This is a genomic window from Cedecea colo (assembly GCF_011808225.1).
GTDB lineage: Bacteria > Pseudomonadota > Gammaproteobacteria > Enterobacterales > Enterobacteriaceae > Dryocola > Dryocola colo.
In genome coordinates this window covers 74,111-92,400 of sequence record NZ_SOYS01000007.1, presented here as the reverse complement: position 1 = coordinate 92,400, position 18,290 = coordinate 74,111, and the positions used below count along the sequence as shown (strand labels likewise).

Sequence of the window (18,290 nt, the reverse complement as noted above, 5' to 3'; positions counted from 1 at the left end):
CTGCCCTGGAGAAACGGCATCTGCCCGATTCTCCAGGGCTTTCTCTTAAGGCTTGAGCCACGCTTTTCCCTGCGCCACGTAGCTCATATCACCTACCGAATCGATGACTAATTTCCCTTCATCGGTGAAGCGTATTTTCGTCACGCTGGCATTTTCGAGCGGGCCGGTTAACTCTTGATAACCAAGTTTATTAAGCAGCGCCATAATCGCCGTCCCATGAGAAACAACCAGCACATTCCTTGCCTCATTGCCATGCGCGTGTCGTGCGATATTTAAAATGCCCTGCTCCATTCGTTCTGCGACCGTGCTGTATTTTTCTGCGCCGCCGCTGGAGTCTGCCCCTGCGATAGCATCTATCATGTCTGCAATACTAATTTTACGCGCGGCGAAACTTTTCATCATCGCGGCCTCAGATTTAAAGCCAGCCTGTTTTGCTGCCGCTCCCCACATATTGGGATCTAAATCACCCTCGAAGATACCAAAGCAAACTTCTCTCAGTTCCGGTCTTTCATTTAAGGTGAAGGGCGTCGCTTTAGCATCCATGATTAACCGTGCTGTTTCCCTTGCCCGTCCGGCATCGCTGGAATATACCGAGTAAAATTTTACGTCTTTCAGCCCCTTACCCAGGTGACGGGCAACTTCAATGCCGGGTGCTGTCAGCGGCGTGTCGGCCCAGCCCTGCGCGCGATGCACCGTATTAAACATAGTTTTGCCATGGCGCGTAAGATAGATGGTGACGTCGGCGGCAAAGCTCTGGGTAACGCTCAGGACCAGACATAAGCCGGCCAGCCAGCTATATATTTTTTTCATTATCGGAAACCTCTATTTAAATAAACGATTAAAACAGGGAAAATTTATAATCAATGATAATTTCGGAAGATAAGCTCGGCGAACGCATATATTTCCCGGCGTTGGTTAACGTAGGGGTGGCATGAACATTCTTATAGCTCCACCCGTAACCAAGGTTGAAAAACACCGACAGGTCTTTAAGCAGTGCGCTATCCGGCGCCCAGATGTTTATTAACGTCGCCTCGCCTGAACGCACAAGGTTATCTTTATATTTAAACTGACCATAATTCCATTGCATGCCGCTGGTAAAATTGCGGGTTACCTGGTAATGACTATAAAGCACCAGTGCCGCTTCACCATGTCGCATATAGTCCGTGCCCGCAGAGGTTAAGGCATTAAAACGCCCGCGAGTATTTTTGGCGATATGGCGGTTATAAGTCCCTACGCCTCCTTCTTTGCGGGCATGGGTATACCCGGCGGCTAGTCTGAATAACCAGTCAGCATTCTTCCATTGCGTCTCACCCACGTAGTGCCAGGCCTGGTTGTCAAAATCCTTTTTGCTGGTTGGCATACGTTCATACTTATCCAGCGCCTGGCTTCCGTATATTTGTGATGCAAAAGTCCATTGCGGGACGGGATACCAGGCTACTTCAGTCACGTGACGACGCTGGTAATTTTTTGCTTCGCCATAGCCATAAGAGAAACTGACCTTGTCGTTTTTCCAACCCAGCCCGCCTGTAAATATACTGGCGATATTCTTTTTATCTGCGGTCTGAAAATGCGTTTTTTCTGGCGAATCCCGGTTAATGGCCTGGGTAACCCTGCCAAGTTGCAGGACAACATCATCAAATACAAACGAGCCGCTGTATCCTAAGTAGCTGTTTTTAGCCAGCCTTGAGGACGTTGTCAGCACGCCGAAATTTTTCATCTCCTGCCACCCGCCTTTCGCCTCCATCCCCAGAGACTTCTCGCCAAATTTTACCTTAATGTAGCGCTGTCCGAATCTGTCGAACCCCTTAGCGTTATTTTTATCCATCCCCTGTCCGTCGTTGTAAAGTAAAGCGCGTGTGGAGAAGTAGTCGCTGGCCGCAAGCTTAAAGACTTTGCTATAGCCTGCATCAAAACCTATAGCGTCCCAGAGATAACCGGATTTAAAGTTCAGCGTTGTGCCCTGGCCCCAGGCATTGTGTACGGCTTTAGGCTGAGCGGCATTTTCTTTTAAATATTTCCACTGATTGCGTAACGACAAATCCATGTGCGAAGGAGCGATAAAGTCATTATAAAATGCGCTGCTGTTCTGTGCTGCCGCATTAAATGAACCAAGAATTGCTATCAGAACTATTCCGCGCAATGTAAAAGCCGTGGAGCAGTGATGTTTACCGTATGTAATAGACTTTTCGTCTCCATTCGTTAATGGAACGATGAATTTTATCCATTTCATTATCTTTCCTTGTCTTAAAAACAAAAAAAACCTAAACCACGGCAACGCTGCTACAGCAGTTGCAATGATTTAGGTTTTGCCCTGAGGGGTTACAATCCTTTTATCGAGGCAGACTATATCTAATATCGGCACATGATGAAATAATAAACAATGCTCTTTGTGATCTGTTACGCAAATTAATTAACCATCAGGGAATTACTTAATGAAACTGTAAAAAGAAACGTTACTTATTGTGAAAAAATAAGATATTTCACGCTTATTAGCTGCGAGGTAAATATCCGCTGAAGCTTTACGCTGGCACCCGGCCAGGGCAGGCAACCCACGGGCGCATCTTTTCAAGTGCGGCGAGCAGGCCGACATATAAGTAACGCATTTTTTACCGCCCACAGAGGAATTGCGGTTATCATACCCTTACTCACACTGCTTGCTTTACGCTGCGCAGTACCTGTCTGACACGCTCCGGCAGGATAATTCTATGACCAGACGGGCTCGCATACCGTCGTAACAGGAAAACCGATCGGAATGAGTATTCGCATAATCCCGCAGGACCAGCTGGAGAAGAGCGATAAACGCACGGCAGAAACGATCCCGCCGTTATTGTTCCCCAGATTAAAGAACCTCTACAATCGCCGCGCCGAACGCCTGCGCGAACTGGCCACCAATAATCCGCTGGGTGACTACCTGCGCTTTGCGGCCCTGATAGCCCATGCGCAGGAAGTAGTGCTGTACGATCACCCGCTGCAGATGGATTTAACGGCGTTGATTCAAAAATCCGCCGAAACCGGCAAGCCGCCGCTGGATATCCACGTGCTGCCGCGCGATCCGCACTGGCAGCGCCTGCTGAATTCGCTGATTGCCGAACTGAAGCCGGAAATGAGCGGCCAGGCGCTGGCGGTTATCGAGAATCTGGAAAAAGCGTCAACACAAGAGCTTGAAGAGATGGCAGCCGCGCTGTTCAACGCAGATTTTGCGCTGGTTCCCAGCGATAAAGCGCCGTTTATCTGGGCCGCGCTGTCACTCTACTGGGCGCAAATGGCAAGCCTCATCCCCGGCAAAGCGAAAGCGGAATACGGCGAACAGCGCCAGTTCTGTCCGGTTTGCGGCTCGATGCCGGTTTCCAGCATCGTACAGATCGGCGGCACCAGCGGGCTGCGCTATCTGCACTGCAACCTGTGCGAAACCGAGTGGCACGTGGTGCGCGTGAAATGCAGCAACTGCGAACAAACCCGCGATTTGAACTACTGGTCACTGGACAGCGAACAGTCGGCGATTAAAGCGGAAAGCTGCGGCGACTGCGGCACCTACCTGAAAATCCTCTATCAGGAAAAAGATGCCAAAGTGGAAGCGGTAGCGGACGATCTAGCCTCGCTGGTGCTGGATGCGCGTATGGAGCAGGAAGGCTTTGCCCGTAGCTCGATCAACCCTTTCCTGTTTCCTGGTGAAGGGGAATAGTTTTTCGGGCCTGTTAGCGGTCAGTTTGGATATCGAAAATTATTATGCGTTAAGGCTAAATCTTGACCGGTTCTTCTCGTTCGCCGCTGTGTGATAGTACGGGCCCTCAGCAACCATCAGGGATAGATAATGAGAGCCAGCATGCGAGTGAAGGTATGTGAAGCCAGGATTGCGGCTAAAGGGGAGGAGGCTGGCGTGTCATTTTATGCTTTTTTTGCCAACAAGAATGATGACCCGGAATTACTTATGGAAGTAGCCCAATGGTGGATCATGGAGATGAAGCTGGATCACTTTGAAAAGCCAGCAAAATCATAACCCTTGTATAGCATAGTCGTAACGTAGCTATTCCACTTCTGACTGGATTTTCCGGTGCGGCGCCTGAATTCGATATATCTGAGAGGGACTGTGGCATCGGCTGTTTCGCGGATAGTCAGCTTTTTTACCTGACGGTAATACAGTACTTTCTGGTGCCGCTCCTGGTCAGCCTGTTTACCCCGATATTTCTCCAGATTATGCGCGCGTTCAATTCCCTGTTTTTGACGCTGGCGGCGACTCAACCAGCCCTTATGCGACGTTGTGGCCATCAGATCGATAAGCATGTTATTGATGGCGGTTATCACGGCACGGGTGATCGGGCCAGCCTGTGAAGGGGCTTTATCTGATAGCGCCTGCCATGACGTGGGAACATCCAGGCTTACAATCCGCAGCTCTTGTTGTTCTATCTACTTTTTTAACGTCATCCAGTCGCTGTTGCTAAGACGTGTCAGGCGCTCTATCTGCTCGGCCAGCAAAATATCATTGCGGTGACTGTCCATCAGTAAACGTCCCAGCTCCGGGCGGTCAAGTTTCATACCGCTGATATTCTCCCGGTAGAGCCAGATTCTTTCGTCGTCGTAAAGAGAGTCATTACTGGTATTACCAGACGATGAGTTAACACTGACCCAAATGGCGTATTTCAGTAAACATGATCTGGCATTTATCAGTGCTCACCGTAAACCCGCCAGCCGTTTTGGTTTTGCCGTCCTTCTTTGCTATCTGAAAAATGTCGGTTTTGCTTTGGATAAAAAATCTCCCCCTCTGACACACTGCTGAAGCATATCGCCAGGAGAATAAAACTCACCGGAGATCTCTGGCCTGATTATCTTTCCTACCCGGCGCGAGCATTTAACCGAATTGTACCGCTATCCTGGCGTAAAAGCGTTCACCAACAAAATACAATAGGATCGTATTATATACCCGTTGCCGATGGCGGACGCGCACCGATAAAGGCATTCTCCTGGCTGAAGAACTTCTGCTCTACCTCCGGCAGAACAACGTGACGATCCCCGCGATTGATGTTTGGAGCGTACCTGTGCGGAGGCCATGGCTGGCGGCGATAAAATCGTGTTTCAGAGGCTGAGTGCCCCGTTATAGAACCCTGCACATCGCGATCCTCGCTCATATGACTCATTCCCCCGGGCGCCTGGACTCCCGTCGAGACGCAATGAGCAGAAGGGCGCTATCAAAGAGAGCCGCCGTTACCTGTAACCCTGTCTCGTGCTCCGAATAGACAAAATCCTTGACGCTGCCGAAGCAGCCGTCGCCCCGTCGAACATGTGTCGCCGTTACGGTTGGCTCACTATCGCTTCCCTATTGCAGATCCCTATTCAACGGCGATCTCCAATCCGGGCGGGACACAATTCGATCACGCAGACGTCGTGCCCATTGCTCTGAACTGGAGAGTCTTGACAATCTTTTCTTATGTTCTACATTGGAACTGTTGAACAGATCAACAGAACGTTGAAAGGCTCCGGTAGCACCGATCAACGTAGGTGGATCCGATCACAGTGCATAGCTGGCCGGAGCACTCGTCTCCTCAGCGCGGTCTGAAGACTCGTGAAAACGACAGAACGGGAGTGAATGATGAATAAACAATTGCACACAGAGTACGAACTTGAAGTCGTCGCTCGTGAGGAATCCGCTGACGGAGTGGTCGCTCTCGACTTGCAGCGTCCAGACGGTGCGCCATTGCCGGATTGGACCGCGGGTGCGCATATCGACTTAGTACTTGATGAGGACGTGGTACGCCAGTACTCACTCGTGGAACTCGGCAATAACGAGACCTGCTGGCGTATCGGAGTGCTCAATGTGCATGATGGGCGCGGAGGGTCCCGTCGGATTCACGAGTCCTTAACAATAGGAACCATCGTGCGAGCTCGCGGACCGCGTAACCACTTCGCGCTCGAGCCCGCGCAGAAGTACATCTTCATCGCCGGCGGCATCGGCATCACGCCGATCACAGGGATGATCGTTGAGGCAGAACGTCGCGGGGTCCCGTGGACGTTGGCCTATGGAGGACGGTCGCGATCGTCAATGGCTTTCGCCGATTGCCTTGAAGGACAGTTCGGCGACCGCGTTGATATCGTTCCGGAAGACGAGCGCGGCTTCATCGACTTCAAGACGCTACTCGAAAAGCCAGACCAGAACACTCTCATCTATTGCTGCGGGCCAGAGCCGCTTCTCAACGCCGTCGAGCGTGCCAGTGAGGAATGGCCTGCAGGAGCTATGCACTTCGAACGATTCGTCCCATTCGAGACCGGTGACGCGAAGCCAAACGAAGCGTTCGAAGTCGAATTCGCCGTCAGTGGGGTTGTGCTTGAGGTGCCGGCTGATAAGTCCATTCTTCAGGTTGCTGACGAGGCAGGAATTGATGTGCTGTCCTCGTGTGCTGAAGGAACGTGCGGAACCTGTGAGACCTATATCGTCTCGGGCGAAGTCGAACACAGGGACTCGGTTCTCTCGGCAGAGGAGAAGGCGGCGAACAAATCGATGATGATCTGTGTCTCGCGGGCTGCATGCCCTCGGCTTGTTCTCGAACTTTGAGTTGTGAAAATCAGGCAGCTATTGAGACAACCGAGCAAAAACAATAACCAGGAGGAAAGCAGTGAATACCATGACCACAACTTTCGCGGGCAATCATGCCCCATCAACCGATTATGACCCTTTCGCCCCTGAAGCACTCGCCGATCCCTTTCACTACGACGGTGAGCTGCGCGAATTCTCTTCCGTCGCCTACCTCGAGAAGTACGACGTCTACGCCATCACGAGACAGGAGCAGCTGCATCAAGTCGGGCGCGACAGGAAGACATTCTCAAACAAGAGCCGACCATTCGCGGATCCCAACTCTGCGTACAAACCGGCGCTCCTGCAGCTGCAGGACCCGCCCGAGCATACGCAAGTGAAGAAACTTGCACTCGAACTCTTTTCGAAGGCAAACCTCGAGTACCTGGAAGCGGCATTCAACGATGAGGCCGAACGCCGGATCTCAGAACTGATGAGCAACGGCGAGGTGGAGATCGAAGCGGTGTCTTCGCTTGCGACTCCATTCATCTCCACAGTCTTCCTCGATGCGGTGGGCGCTCCGAGAGAAGGACGCGAATTGCTCAAGTACTATGCCGATGCTGCGCTCAACTCCAGCGCACCGAAGAATGAGCACTTCCATAAGAAAATGGAGATCGGCGCACCCGCTCTCGAGTGGGTTGAGAAGAACATGAAACGTGAAACGGCTGGGCAGCGCGGCTGGGGCAGAGACGTTTATACCATGGTTGACGAGGGTCGTCTGAGCGAAGAAGACGGCGAGCAGCTCATCAAGATGATTTTCACCGCCGGCTTTGACACCACCGTGGCTTCGATCTCCAACTCGGTCAAGGCCTTCGCCGATAACCCGCATCAGTGGGCCCTGCTCAAGTCAGATCCTTCGATAATCGACAACGCTTTCGACGAGGTGCTTCGACTGTATCCTCCCGTGCGTTACACGGGCCGAATGGCCACCAGAGATGTCGAGGTCGACGGTCATCTTATTCGCGAGGGCGGCCTTGTGATGACCATGTGGCTCAGCGGTGGCCGCGATCCGAGATTCTGGGACAGGCCGGACGAATTCGACATCACCCGCAAAAATGCGAACGGACATATGACCTTCGGCGTCGGCATCCACTCCTGCCTGGGCCAGCATATCGCACGGATGGAAGCCAAAGCCGTCATCGGAGCGCTCCTGCGTCACGTCGACACCATGCGCCCGACAGGAGTGTCGGAGATCGCGGACAACATGCAGGGATTTGCCCACACCACAGTCCCGGTCGTTCTCACGCCCGCAACCTGATTTTGTCCCGAGTGCAGCGGTCAATAGCAGCGAGACAAGCAGTTTGCGCGTCTCGCAGACTCATCCGCGCCTATGCCCATGAAAACCAATCATACCAGGAGAACAAGCATGTCAACATCCATTCTTCCCAACCAGATCCCCATGCGCGAGCGCATGAGTGGACCTATTTCACGCGGGCATCGTCCGGTCGGCATATTCGTCGGATCGATCGATCCGGCAATGACCGAAGTCGCCGCGGCTGCCGGTATGGACTTCGTCGCCGTTGACGAAGAACACGCCACGAACGACCTGCAGTCAATCAGCAATCATATTCGAGCAGCCGAGGCAACCGGAATCTTCGCGCTTGTCAGGGTCCGAAAGAATGACGATGCAACGCTTCAATCGTTCCTCGACATCGGCGCTTCCGGCTTCCTCGTTCCTCACATCGACACGGCTGGTGATGCCGAGCGAGCGGTGCGGGCAACCCATTTTGCCCCTGTCGGATCACGGGGAATGTGCCCGAATGCGCGCGCCTCACTGTTCAACTGGCGCGATCAGGGCGCTCATGCGGGCACTATCAACGACGGTGCCATCGTCATTCCGATCATCGAATCTCCGAAGGCGGTCGAAAACATTGCAGAGATCGTCGCTGTCGATGGAATCGACATGGTGCTGTTCGGTCCCGGCGATCTGTCGAGTGAGATGGGTGTTCCCGTTGATCACCCTTCTGTCTTCGAAGCACAGGCGAAGGTGGAGAAGGCCGTGCGCGATGCCGGCAAGCAACTCATGGTTACTCTCTTCACACCTGAAGGAGGAGATGCGATGTGCCTGAACATGGATTACATGATCATGTTCGATGCGCTCACAGCTCTACGCGAGAAGTACCCGGCGTACGGAAAGCCCGTTGCCCAGTCGAATAACGCTAACTGAGAGGAGACAGAGAAGATGAAAGCGATGCGTTTCGTCGAAATCGGGGCACCATTGCAACTCCAGGAGGTCCCGATTCCGACTGCACAGCCTGGATGGGTGGTCATCAGAGTCGAGGCGGCAGGGATCTGCCATACGGACAATCATATCCTCGCAGGTGCCCAGTTCGCCTCGTCGAACGGTGCCTCTCTTGCCAGTACGCCTCCGCTGACCCTCGGTCATGAAGTCGCTGGGGTCATCACTGAAATCGGTTCCGATGTCGAGGGCTGGTACGTAGGCGACAGAGTCGTGTCCGGACCGATGCCGCCCGGGCTGACACTCGGTGCCCCTGGAAACACCGTTGACGGGGGTTTCGCGGAGTACTGCGCGATTCCTGCTCAGCGCCTCATGCCGATCCCCGACGGGCTGCCCTTCGAAGTGGCGGCCGTGGCGACAGATGCGATCAACACGAGCTATTCTGCCGTCAAAGTAGCCGGACAGGTCACTTCCGGCCTCAAGGTGGGGATCGTAGGATTGGGCGGGCTCGGTCTCAGCGGTCTCGCGACCGCCTGCTATCTCGGCGCTCAGACATACGGGGTCGACGTTAACCCGGGAACTTTCGCCTCAGCCCGACGGATCGGTGCGCGTGAGTGCTTCACGACAATTGCCGAGCTCGGGAAGGTGCAGCCGGATGTGATCGTCGATTTCGCGGGTGCGGGAACCACATCGTACGAGGCTGCTCTGGCGTTGGGATTCGGCGGCAGACTGGTCATCGTCGGTATGGAGACGAAGAGCGCGAGCCTGGATACGTATGATCTGATCCTTGGTGAAAAGACGGTCGTCGGTTCGCATGGCGGCAGTCCTGGGACGCTCAGCGAAGTGTTCACGGCCCTGCAGGACGGGTACCTCGCGCCCAATGTGACCGAGGTCCCGTTGACTGAGCTTAACGACGCATTGGATCGGTTGAAAAGCCGGACATCCAATGGTCAGAGATACTTCACCCGCCCGGGCTTTAATGGCACAGGCGACGACAGCGCTCAAGCGCCGTCAGCGAAGGGAGGGGTTGCCCCATGATGGATAGAGCTCAGAAACGAGCGACGTCCGTCGTCGAACCGGTCGCGCATCAGGAGATTGTTGAGCTGTACGCCCGGTACTGCCAGTCTGCTGACGCTGATGCGGCCGAGGCGTGGGCAGACTGCTTCACTTCTGATGGCGATTTGTGCGTAGATGGTGAGGTGATCTCACGCGGAAGAGAGGATCTTATTGCCCGCAGAACCGCTGGGAGTCTCTCTGGACGACGACAGCACTGGAACAACAACATCGTCCTCACCCGCGAATCTCCTGACCTCGTCATCGGCACGGCCTACCTGATGGTAGTCGACGTCGACGAGTCGAACGGTGCCCCCGCGGTGACGATGTTGGGTACCTACCGTGATGAGATAGTGCTGACGTCGGATGGATGGAGGTTTGCGCACAGGGGACTGCGATTCCTCGTGAGGGACTCGCCTCTGCTGCCGACCAGATAGTCGACGGCTGTCGACCGAATTGCAGCTCGCTGAGAACTCACACCGCACGGCGGCCTTGAGAGGCTGGGAAGCTGACAGGACTCTGTCGCTTCCAGCCTGTGTGGTGGGGCGGTTCGGCAGCGACTGCCGAAGGGTGTCAGGCCTTGTCGACCATCCACACCTCGCCGGCACCGTTCTCCCACGGAGTGACGTAGAGGCTTTTAAGAGTGTCCTCAAGCAGCTCGCGATCGCGCTTCCGGATGCAGTCGACGAGCTGAATGTGGATGAGCTTGAAATCGCGCAGAGCAATGGGAGCCAACCATGACCGCATCTGGAGCCTGGCGAGGCGATACTCTAGTGCATTCGCGTGGTAGGCCTTTGCCAGACGGCGGCTACCGACGAGGCTGACGAGATTTTCGTGCAGCCTGTCGACCAGCCGAAGCCTGTCGCTCCATTCGATATCTTCGGTCACCTCCAGGATCTTGTTGAGGAGGACGTCGGTATCAGAGGTCGGCGTGATGCCACGTTCGATGAGAGTCGAATAGGCAGTGCGAGCTATCGCTGTTCGCATGAAGAAGACGTCTTCGACCTCTGCGTGCTCGAACTCCGGTATCGCCCATCCTCGATTGTCACGATGAATCAGCAGCCCCTCGTTCTCGAGAATCGAGCACGATGCGCGGACAGTGTTGCGTGAGACGCCCAGCTCCTCTGCAAGGCGAGAGTCGCGGAGGCGATCGCCGCTGTTGTAGGAACCGTCGAGGATCTGACCGCGAAGATGCTCTGCAGTCGCCTGGACGACGGTGACCGTGCGAAGCTGAGGGCGATTGCTGGTGTTGCTCAAGTGTGATCTCCTTTGATCTCGTTGCATTCCCGGGGTGCGTGTCGGCAGTTCGTGATTCGGAGCCTGGGCGTCCGGACGGAAAACCGCGTGGGGCGGCGAAGGCACCGGCAACTGTGAATCGTTCGCGTGGGAAATGGCGCACTTGCAAGCTGGGATCTCATCCGGCCATCTGTAGGTAGGATGGGCTCGCCGGCACAGCGAAAGCGGATGATTTCCCCAGCCCTCATCCCTCACCCCGAGAGGTCTGGATTGTACCACGTTGCACATGTCGAGACTATTGGAACCGGACAGTAACCGGCGCGTTTTCGCGGCGGGAACGGTGCTCTGATTTTCCTGTGCCTCTGGCGTATAAGTCCGGGAATGCCTCTGCATCTGTCACGTTGTTCAGGGACAGGTCAGCGCAGATACTCACCCCTTCAAAATCCAGATCGCGGGGCAGACGGATGACACGGTGCCCTGGGAGCAGGATGCCTTCCTGAAGAAGGTCAGGGCCAGAGTAGCAAATGAAAGAGATTAAGCTGACCCCGAAAGCAGAAGCGGATATGGAGGCCATCTGCAACTACAGCTTCCGGCAGTTTGGACTGGAAAAAGTAGATGCGTATATCGGCAGGCTGGCTGCAGTGTTCGGCGTTCTGGCCAGCCACGACGTCGATACGCACCGGGCAGAACTGGGAGAGAATATCTACTCGTTGTCGGTTGAGCAGCACATGATCTATTTCGTGCCCTCGCATTCTGGATCCGTGTGCTCAGCCGGTCCCAGAATACCCTCAGGCACTCCCCGGAGGTGAGAGCCTTCTTCTGGACCGGACGCCCGTCTTGTCTGCGTCTCAGGCCTGCACTGGCCGGTTTGGTCCTTCCAGTTTTTTCACCCCAGCGAATCTTTCACCATATCAGTCCATGCTGAAATGCTTTGATGAATGGGAAGTACCACACCAATAAGAGACCTATTGCTATAGGTAAGCCTGTGCAAAAAACAGTCCTTCCGTACAATAACTTTCTATATCCAAACTGACCCCTGTTAGCGGTGGAGGGCGCTTGCGCTCATCCACCTTACTTCCTGGTCAACTTCCGTCCCCTCAGCCTTCCGTCAGCTCATCATGAAGATGGCGAAGACGCGTCCGGAGATAAAATACAGCCTTGTGCTTACGGGAAAGCAACGCCTGCACCCTGACGCCGGTTCTTCCGCTAGTTCTTTAAAACTGTAGCCGTGTAGTTCGATTTTTTCGGACGCTTCATGCTGCACCGCAGGAAGCTCCACAGCACGTCCCCCAGTTCACTCCAGACCAGCTCACGCAGATATCCATCTTCCAGAGATTGCGGCACGCCAAACAGGGTTTCTGCCAGTTCGTCTTGCGGAAAATCGCTATTCTCATCGTCAGCATAGTAATCGGAAAGCAGCAGCTCGTGTTTTCACCGTGGAGCTCATCGTGACGATGGCAATGCCCGTGGCCGTGACGCCAGAACTCTCCTCGACGCAGCTAAACGAACTGCTCGCGCTCCTCCGGCATCATTTGCATCCAGCGTTCATGCATGCAGCAACGCTCATGGCCCATACCGGAGATGCCCGGACAAAAGCCCGGGCCGCCGAACAAAATACGGCACAGCGCTTACCAGAAACCAATGCTTTTCAAACCGTTAATCGCAGGCAGCAGCGCATTCCACAGGGACATGACCGGCAGACCCAGCACCGCAATCAGCACAACGCCTGGCAGCAGTGGCTTAGCCAGCCGTTATCTGCCAAATCCATGGCCGCGTCCATCTCCACGCATATCAAAATCTCTCATCGTTTTTACTCATCGCCAGATTACCTGATTATTACTTCTGGTGAGGCAGACGAATAAGGAACGGAATATTGCCAGAAAAGCGAAAAATTTTTGTTTAGCGGTAGTGCAGCGCTGATTTCTACGCCAGCAAGTAAGACAAAATAACGCCCGGCACCTCACGAAAGAAGAGCTGCTGAGCTATCTAAGAAATTCGCTGGGTTACGATCCGCAACCAAAGCCGCTAATAGCCAGAATGTATAGCGCAACAGTCTCCTCTCTGATGAGAGAGGAGACTGTCAAGGTTAAAGCTCGATAACCAGCCCGGACTCGGCTGAATCCGGCGAAATTACCACGCCCTGTTCGCCTGCCGTGCTGCGGCCCTGCTGTACGCTCTTCACGCCGCTGACATTCCGCAGGCACAGCGTCCAGTCTTTCGCCTGGCCTTCTCCGTGCACCGTCAACGTGCTGCTTTCGCGCTTCACCTTCAGCGTGAAGATAACCGTGCCGTTCGCCGCCGGGACTTCGCACCGCGCTTCATTGCCATCGTCCAGGTTGAACAGCTGGAAGGCGGTGCCTTCGTGCCACGCATAGTCTGGCTTCTGGTCGTTGTTGCCCAGCGCCAGCAGCGTGTTGTCACACACATAGACCGGCAGGCTCATGAAGTCGTGCTGCTGTTTATGCCAGCGGCTGCCCTGCGCTTCGTGATTGGTGAACAGGTGTGTCCAGCGGCCTTCCGGCAGGTAGAACTGCACGTCGCCCGCCTCGCTGAACACCGGTGCCACCATGACTGACTCACCCAGCATGTACTGACGGTCAAGATAGTCGCAGCCCGGATCGTCCGGAAACTCCAGCATCATGGCGCGCATCATCGGCGTGCCAAACTCGGCTGCCAGCGCCGCCTGGCGATACAGATAAGGCATCAGGCGCGACTTCCACTGCGTGAAGTGGCGCACCACGTCGCAGGCTTCATCGTCGTACGCCCACGGCACGCGGTAAGATTTGCTACCGTGCAGACGGCTGTGGCTGGAGAGCAGCCCAAACGCGCACCAGCGCTTGTAGACATGTGCGGGCGCGGTGTTTTCGAAGCCGCCGATGTCGTGGCTCCAGAACCCGAAACCGGACATGCCCAGCGACAGGCCGCCGCGCAGGCTTTCCGCCATTGATTCGTAGTTGGCGTAGCAGTCGCCGCCCCAGTGCACCGGGAACTGTTGCGCCCCCACGGACGCCGAGCGGGCAAACAGCACCGCCTCTTCTTCGCCCAGCTCCTGTTTGAGCACGTTCCATACCAGTTCGTTGTAGATGAAGGCATAGTGGTTGTGCATTTTCTGCGGATCGCTGCCGTCGTGCCACACCACGTCCGTCGGAATGCGCTCGCCGAAGTCGGTTTTGAAGCAGTCCACGCCCATGCGCACCAGACGTTTCAGGTGTCCGGCATACCACTCACAAGCCTGCGGGTTGGTGAAATCGACAATCGCCTGCCCCGGCTGCCATTTATCCCACTGCCACACCGCACCGTTCGGGCGCTTAAGCAGATAACCTTTCTCCATCCCCTCACGGAACAGCGGGGATTTTTGGCCGATGTATGGGTTGATCCACACGCAGATTTTCAGGCCGCGCGCTTTCAGGCGTTTGAGCATGCCTTCCGGGTCCGGGAAGGTCGCCGGGTCCCACTCAAAATCGCACCACTGGAAGGCCTTCATCCAGAAGCAGTCAAAGTGGAAAACGTGCAGCGGCAGCCTGCGCTCCGCCATGCCGTCGATAAAGCTGTTGACCGTCGCCTCGTCGTAATTGGTGGTGAACGAAGTCGTTAGCCACAGGCCAAACGACCATGCGGGCGGCAGCGCCGGGCGGCCGGTGAAGCGGGTGTATTTATCTAGCACCGCTTTTGGCGTTGGGCCGTCGATCACGAAGTATTCGAGATATTCGCCCTCGACGCTGAACTGCACCTTCGAAACTTTCTCCGAACCCACTTCAAAAGAAACGCATTCCGGATGGTTAACCAGCACGCCGTAGCCGCGATTGGTGAGGTAAAACGGGATGTTTTTGTAGGACTGCTCGGTGCTGGTGCCGCCGTCGCGGTTCCAGGTTTCTACCGTCTGGCCATTTTTCACCAGCGCGGTAAAGCGCTCACCGAGGCCGTAAACCGCCTCGCCCACGCCCAAATCAAGGCGCTCAAACACGTGCGTGCGGCCCGTATTCGCATCCTGAACATAGCCGTTATTTTTGAAAGCGCTGCCGGTGATGCGCACGCCGTCGCGCAGAAAATCCAGCGCCCAGGCATCGCCTTTGGTAACGCGCACGCTCAGATTGCCGCTTTTCAGCTCGGCAAACTCGGCGGTGTTCTGCATCTGCACTTTCACATCGTGCAGCACGTTCAGCGGATAGTGCGGGCCGTTGTTAACCGCGCCCTGGAAGTGCTCAATTCGCACGCCGACAATGCCTTCCTGCGGGGAGAAGAAGCGCAGCGTAAACAGAGGCGTATCAAGCTGGCCTGCGCGCTCACTCACGTCCTTCGTCCCTGCGTAGACAATCATCTCGCTGCCCTGCTGTTCCACGTCAAACACCTGAATCGGGTGAATCAACGCAAGGCCAGGCTGAATCAGCCAGTTACCGTCACTAATTTTCATTACCTAATCCTCTACTGCTGAAATTCTTTCGATACGGGAGTTTTTTCAAATTCTTGCTGATTGCGACGCACGCCTGCCGCCAGTTCGCCGAGGATCTTCTTCAGGAACGGCGTATTCAGGGTGTAGTAGCGTTTGGCGACCACGGCGCTAATCAGGTAGCAGATACCCGGCACAACGGTGAACAGCGCGATGATAATGCTGATGGTGGCGCTGTTTTGCGTAGCGGCACCGGCATCGTAGCCGCCGCCTGCCAGCATCCAGCCAATCAGCGCGCCGCCGATAGCCAGGCCGAGCTTCAGCACGAACAGCGTACCCGCAAAGCTGATGCCAGTGAGGCGCTTACCGTTGGTCCACTCGCCGTAGTCCACGGTGTCGGACATCATTACCCACTGGATTGGCGTCACTAACTGATGCAGTACGCCAATCGCAAAGATGAAAATAAACATGGTGACGACGGAACTCATCGGCACGAAGAACATGGCAACGCTGAGCACCGCCAGCGCGGCGTTGGTCCACCAGAATACGCTGACTTTGCATTTCCAGTCGGTGAGCGGCTTGGCGGCGGCGCTGCCGATAAGATTGCCGACGCAGTAGGTGGTGAGGAACGCGGTGAACAGCAGCGGGGAGCCCATAATCCAGGTGACGTAATACATCATCGCACCGCCGCGAATACAGACTGCCATGATGTTCAGGATGGTGAGGATGCCAACGATGCGCCACTGATCGTTCTGCCAGATATCGCGCAGGTCTTCACGGGCGGAGGTGGTGCTCGGCGGCGCTTCAACGCGCTCTTTGGTGGTGAAGAAGCAGGTCGCCAGCATAATGAACGCCACCACCGACAGCACGCCAATACCGGCCTGGAAACCAAAGGCTTTGTCTTCGCCGCCCAGCAGATTAACCAGCGGCATCATCAGCACGGTGGAGAGCATGCCGCCCGCCGTCGCCAGCACAAAGCGCCAGGATTGCAGGGAGATGCGCTGCGTTGGGTCATTGGTGATTACGCCGCCCAGCGCGCAGTAAGGAATGTTGACCACGGTATACATTAGAGTCAGCAGCGTGTAGGTGATGGCTGCGTAAATCATTTTGCCGTGCAGGCTGAAATCAGGCGTGCTGTAAGCAAACACGCAGACGATACCGAATGGAACAGCGCCAAAGAAAAGCCACGGCCGGAATTTTCCCCAGCGGCTGCGGGTGCGGTCGGCAATCAGCCCCATGCACGGGTCGGAAATCGCATCCAGCGCGCGGGCCAGCAGGAACATGGTGCCGACGAATCCGGCTGGAATGCCGAAGATGTCGGTGTAAAAGAACATCATGTACATCATGACGTTATCGAAAACGATATGGCTGGCGGCGTCGCCGAGGCCATAGCCAAACTTTTCCTTCGCGGAAAGTACCTGACTTGTCATCTTTACGTTCCTCTACCTTGCGGCGTTAACTTTTTGATATCTTCCGTTTTAGTGCATTGGGCAAGGAGCGGGAATTCTGTTTTCTGGTTATCAGGTTACGTTTCTTGATATCTGTGAGCCGGGTCGCTCTCTTAGCAGGCTAAGAAACGGGAAGCGACTGGTTTATGTGTGAAATAATTGATTTAGCTAAGGGTTATAGCGGAATGATTGAGGAAAGGGGAAAGCATTGTTTGGCGGTTGGTAAAAACCCGGTATAATCCGCCCCGCCTCCATGTAGCAATCGAGGCTGGGAAGATCGTCGTCTCCGGTGAGGCGGCTGGACTTCAACTCCAGTTGGTGCCGCCAGCGGTGCCGGGCAGGTTCGACTCCTGTGATCTTCCGCCAAGTTTTTTAATTTTAAATTTAATCCCAAAACTCCTTAACCTAAACTTACCTCAACACTTACACAATTAACATTATATTGAGTAATTGAAATAGGTTTTCCTTGTGTTGGGTCAAATAAAGCAAGATTTATACCATGGCTAACTGAGCTTCTATATATAACACCTTGGAAACCTTTCTTTTTTATAAACTCACACAAATATTGGCTTGGAATATAGTCAATTGCAGCACTTCGGGGCAAAACAGGTCGTGTTAACTCCTCCCCGAGTCGCTCTAAGAAAGGTATATCTGATCTCATTTTTCCTATTTCACTTGCGTCTGATAAAAGAAAAGGTGAAACATGTTCACGTGGATTACGAAGATCAATTGCAATTAATCCTTCGGGAATTTTAAACTTAGCAACAGTTGCCTTTTCTCCGGTATGTGGCCTTATTTCAGCAATCGCCGTTTCAGGAAATGATCCCAAATATAAATAAGGAATGCCTGTTGGATTAGCCCGGCCGTGGCTTGCTAATCTTTTGGGAGGAGCCCCCATTTCTGCAATATCATATGACTTATCACTTAACATTATTCTTGCACGAAACCACTCTTCAGGAATTTCGTAAGCTTTCAAATGACCCAAAAGCTCTGTAAGCCGTTCTGTATCAAATTGTTGATCCAAAAAATAGCGATTTTTGTAAAGTAATTCATCTTTAAGAGTATCCCACTGAGCTAATGCTTCACTTTTATAAGCACTCGATGGAATATAATTTTTCCTAACGATCTCTCCGTCATCAAGTATTTCACTAAGCAGTTCTTTAGCATGAGCATTATCCATATGATGATGAGTAAAGAGTCCCCAATCATCACGCATCCACTCAACTAACCCCTTACCATCTTCATTAGGTTCGTACACATTTATAAGCATTTCAAAAAAAATTGCTAACTTAGATGGTTCGATTATGTCGACATTTTCACTTTTACAGTATGAACATGTCCCTTTAATCGGTTCTAGGCTTGGTATAATGCTTCTTCTGAGTCCATTATCATTAAAACATTCTGGGCAGCATTTTTCGTCCATGA

The 18,290-nt window shown here is 54.1% G+C and carries 14 protein-coding genes, 1 tRNA gene and 5 pseudogenes; 9 read left to right on the top strand and 11 right to left on the bottom strand.

The genetic code is table 11. From position 1 onward, the window contains the following. Nucleotides 1-45 precede the first annotated feature (45 nt). Both E2L00_RS15080 and E2L00_RS15075 read right to left on the bottom strand, forming a co-directional pair. Complete coding sequence (locus tag E2L00_RS15080; RefSeq protein WP_167613033.1) at nucleotides 46-810, bottom strand: histidine phosphatase family protein; 765 nt, start codon at nucleotides 808-810, stop codon at nucleotides 46-48. A gap of 28 nt (nucleotides 811-838) precedes the next feature. Then, nucleotides 839-2,230 carry an OprD family outer membrane porin gene (locus E2L00_RS15075; protein WP_167613031.1) on the bottom strand — a complete coding sequence of 464 codons (1,392 nt, stop codon included), beginning with the start codon at nucleotides 2,228-2,230 and terminating at the stop codon, nucleotides 839-841. Nucleotides 2,231-2,752: 522 nt separating this feature from the next. On the opposite strand from E2L00_RS15075, the gene fdhE reads away from it, so the two are divergent. Both fdhE and E2L00_RS15065 read left to right on the top strand, forming a co-directional pair. Beyond that, nucleotides 2,753-3,682: a formate dehydrogenase accessory protein FdhE gene (gene fdhE / locus E2L00_RS15070; RefSeq protein WP_167613029.1), complete on the top strand. Its 930-nt coding sequence runs from the start codon at nucleotides 2,753-2,755 to the stop codon at nucleotides 3,680-3,682. A gap of 129 nt (nucleotides 3,683-3,811) precedes the next feature. Further along, on the top strand, nucleotides 3,812-3,997 hold the full coding sequence (locus E2L00_RS15065; RefSeq protein WP_167613027.1) for a DUF6500 family protein: 186 nt from the start codon (nucleotides 3,812-3,814) through the stop codon (nucleotides 3,995-3,997). 27 nt (nucleotides 3,998-4,024) lie between these two features. On the opposite strand, the pseudogene E2L00_RS15060 reads toward E2L00_RS15065, so the two are convergent. After that, a pseudogene (locus tag E2L00_RS15060) lies at nucleotides 4,025-4,554 on the bottom strand (recombinase family protein); the annotation flags it as partial. Between the two features lie 37 nt (nucleotides 4,555-4,591). On the opposite strand from E2L00_RS15060, the pseudogene E2L00_RS15055 reads away from it, so the two are divergent. The 6 genes and pseudogenes from E2L00_RS15055 to E2L00_RS15030 all read left to right on the top strand — a co-directional run. Further along, nucleotides 4,592-5,092, top strand: a pseudogene (locus tag E2L00_RS15055) (DUF4158 domain-containing protein); the annotation flags it as partial. A 489-nt stretch (nucleotides 5,093-5,581) separates the two neighbouring features. Next, on the top strand, nucleotides 5,582-6,544 hold the full coding sequence (locus tag E2L00_RS15050) for a PDR/VanB family oxidoreductase (RefSeq protein WP_201279443.1): 963 nt from the start codon (nucleotides 5,582-5,584) through the stop codon (nucleotides 6,542-6,544). Between the two features lie 70 nt (nucleotides 6,545-6,614). After that, a complete protein-coding gene (locus E2L00_RS15045; RefSeq protein ID WP_236127764.1) occupies nucleotides 6,615-7,820 on the top strand; it encodes a cytochrome P450 in 1,206 nt (401 codons plus the stop codon). 108 nt (nucleotides 7,821-7,928) lie between these two features. Continuing rightward, a complete protein-coding gene (locus E2L00_RS15040) occupies nucleotides 7,929-8,729 on the top strand; it encodes an HpcH/HpaI aldolase family protein (RefSeq protein ID WP_167613023.1) in 801 nt (266 codons plus the stop codon). 15 nt (nucleotides 8,730-8,744) lie between these two features. After that, the gene (locus tag E2L00_RS15035; RefSeq protein WP_167613021.1) at nucleotides 8,745-9,779 is read left to right on the top strand and encodes a zinc-binding dehydrogenase; all 1,035 of its coding nucleotides are present in this window, start codon (nucleotides 8,745-8,747) and stop codon (nucleotides 9,777-9,779) included. After that, nucleotides 9,776-10,231: a nuclear transport factor 2 family protein gene (locus tag E2L00_RS15030; protein WP_167613019.1), complete on the top strand. Its 456-nt coding sequence runs from the start codon at nucleotides 9,776-9,778 to the stop codon at nucleotides 10,229-10,231. The genes E2L00_RS15035 and E2L00_RS15030 overlap by 4 nt, the downstream gene beginning before the upstream one ends. Nucleotides 10,232-10,367: 136 nt before the next feature. Here E2L00_RS15030 and E2L00_RS15025 read toward each other — a convergent pair whose 3' ends face one another. The 7 genes and pseudogenes from E2L00_RS15025 to E2L00_RS15005 all read right to left on the bottom strand — a co-directional run bounded on the left by E2L00_RS15025 (nucleotide 10,368) and on the right by E2L00_RS15005 (nucleotide 16,847). After that, complete coding sequence (locus tag E2L00_RS15025; protein ID WP_167613017.1) at nucleotides 10,368-11,051, bottom strand: GntR family transcriptional regulator; 684 nt, start codon at nucleotides 11,049-11,051, stop codon at nucleotides 10,368-10,370. Nucleotides 11,052-11,335: 284 nt separating this feature from the next. Beyond that, nucleotides 11,336-11,457: pseudogene (locus tag E2L00_RS21700) on the bottom strand (IS5/IS1182 family transposase); the annotation flags it as partial. Nucleotides 11,458-11,536: 79 nt separating this feature from the next. Continuing rightward, nucleotides 11,537-11,782: a hypothetical protein gene (locus E2L00_RS15020; RefSeq protein ID WP_167613015.1), complete on the bottom strand. Its 246-nt coding sequence runs from the start codon at nucleotides 11,780-11,782 to the stop codon at nucleotides 11,537-11,539. A 345-nt stretch (nucleotides 11,783-12,127) separates the two neighbouring features. Then, nucleotides 12,128-12,461 (bottom strand): annotated as a pseudogene (locus E2L00_RS21695) (RNA polymerase sigma factor); the annotation flags it as partial. Between the two features lie 71 nt (nucleotides 12,462-12,532). Then, a pseudogene (locus E2L00_RS21690) lies at nucleotides 12,533-12,778 on the bottom strand (hypothetical protein); the annotation flags it as partial. A gap of 338 nt (nucleotides 12,779-13,116) precedes the next feature. Then, nucleotides 13,117-15,441, bottom strand: a complete 2,325-nt coding sequence (gene yicI, locus E2L00_RS15010) for an alpha-xylosidase (protein WP_167613011.1) — start codon at nucleotides 15,439-15,441, stop codon at nucleotides 13,117-13,119. Nucleotides 15,442-15,452: 11 nt separating this feature from the next. Next, nucleotides 15,453-16,847, bottom strand: a complete 1,395-nt coding sequence (locus E2L00_RS15005) for a glycoside-pentoside-hexuronide family transporter (RefSeq protein WP_167613009.1) — start codon at nucleotides 16,845-16,847, stop codon at nucleotides 15,453-15,455. Nucleotides 16,848-17,136: 289 nt separating this feature from the next. Here E2L00_RS15005 and E2L00_RS15000 point away from each other — a divergent pair. Further along, a tRNA-Sec gene (locus tag E2L00_RS15000) sits at nucleotides 17,137-17,231 on the top strand. Between the two features lie 34 nt (nucleotides 17,232-17,265). Here E2L00_RS15000 and E2L00_RS14995 read toward each other — a convergent pair. Then, nucleotides 17,266-18,288 carry an RES family NAD+ phosphorylase gene (locus tag E2L00_RS14995; RefSeq protein WP_167613007.1) on the bottom strand — a complete coding sequence of 341 codons (1,023 nt, stop codon included), beginning with the start codon at nucleotides 18,286-18,288 and terminating at the stop codon, nucleotides 17,266-17,268. Nucleotides 18,289-18,290 lie beyond the last annotated feature (2 nt).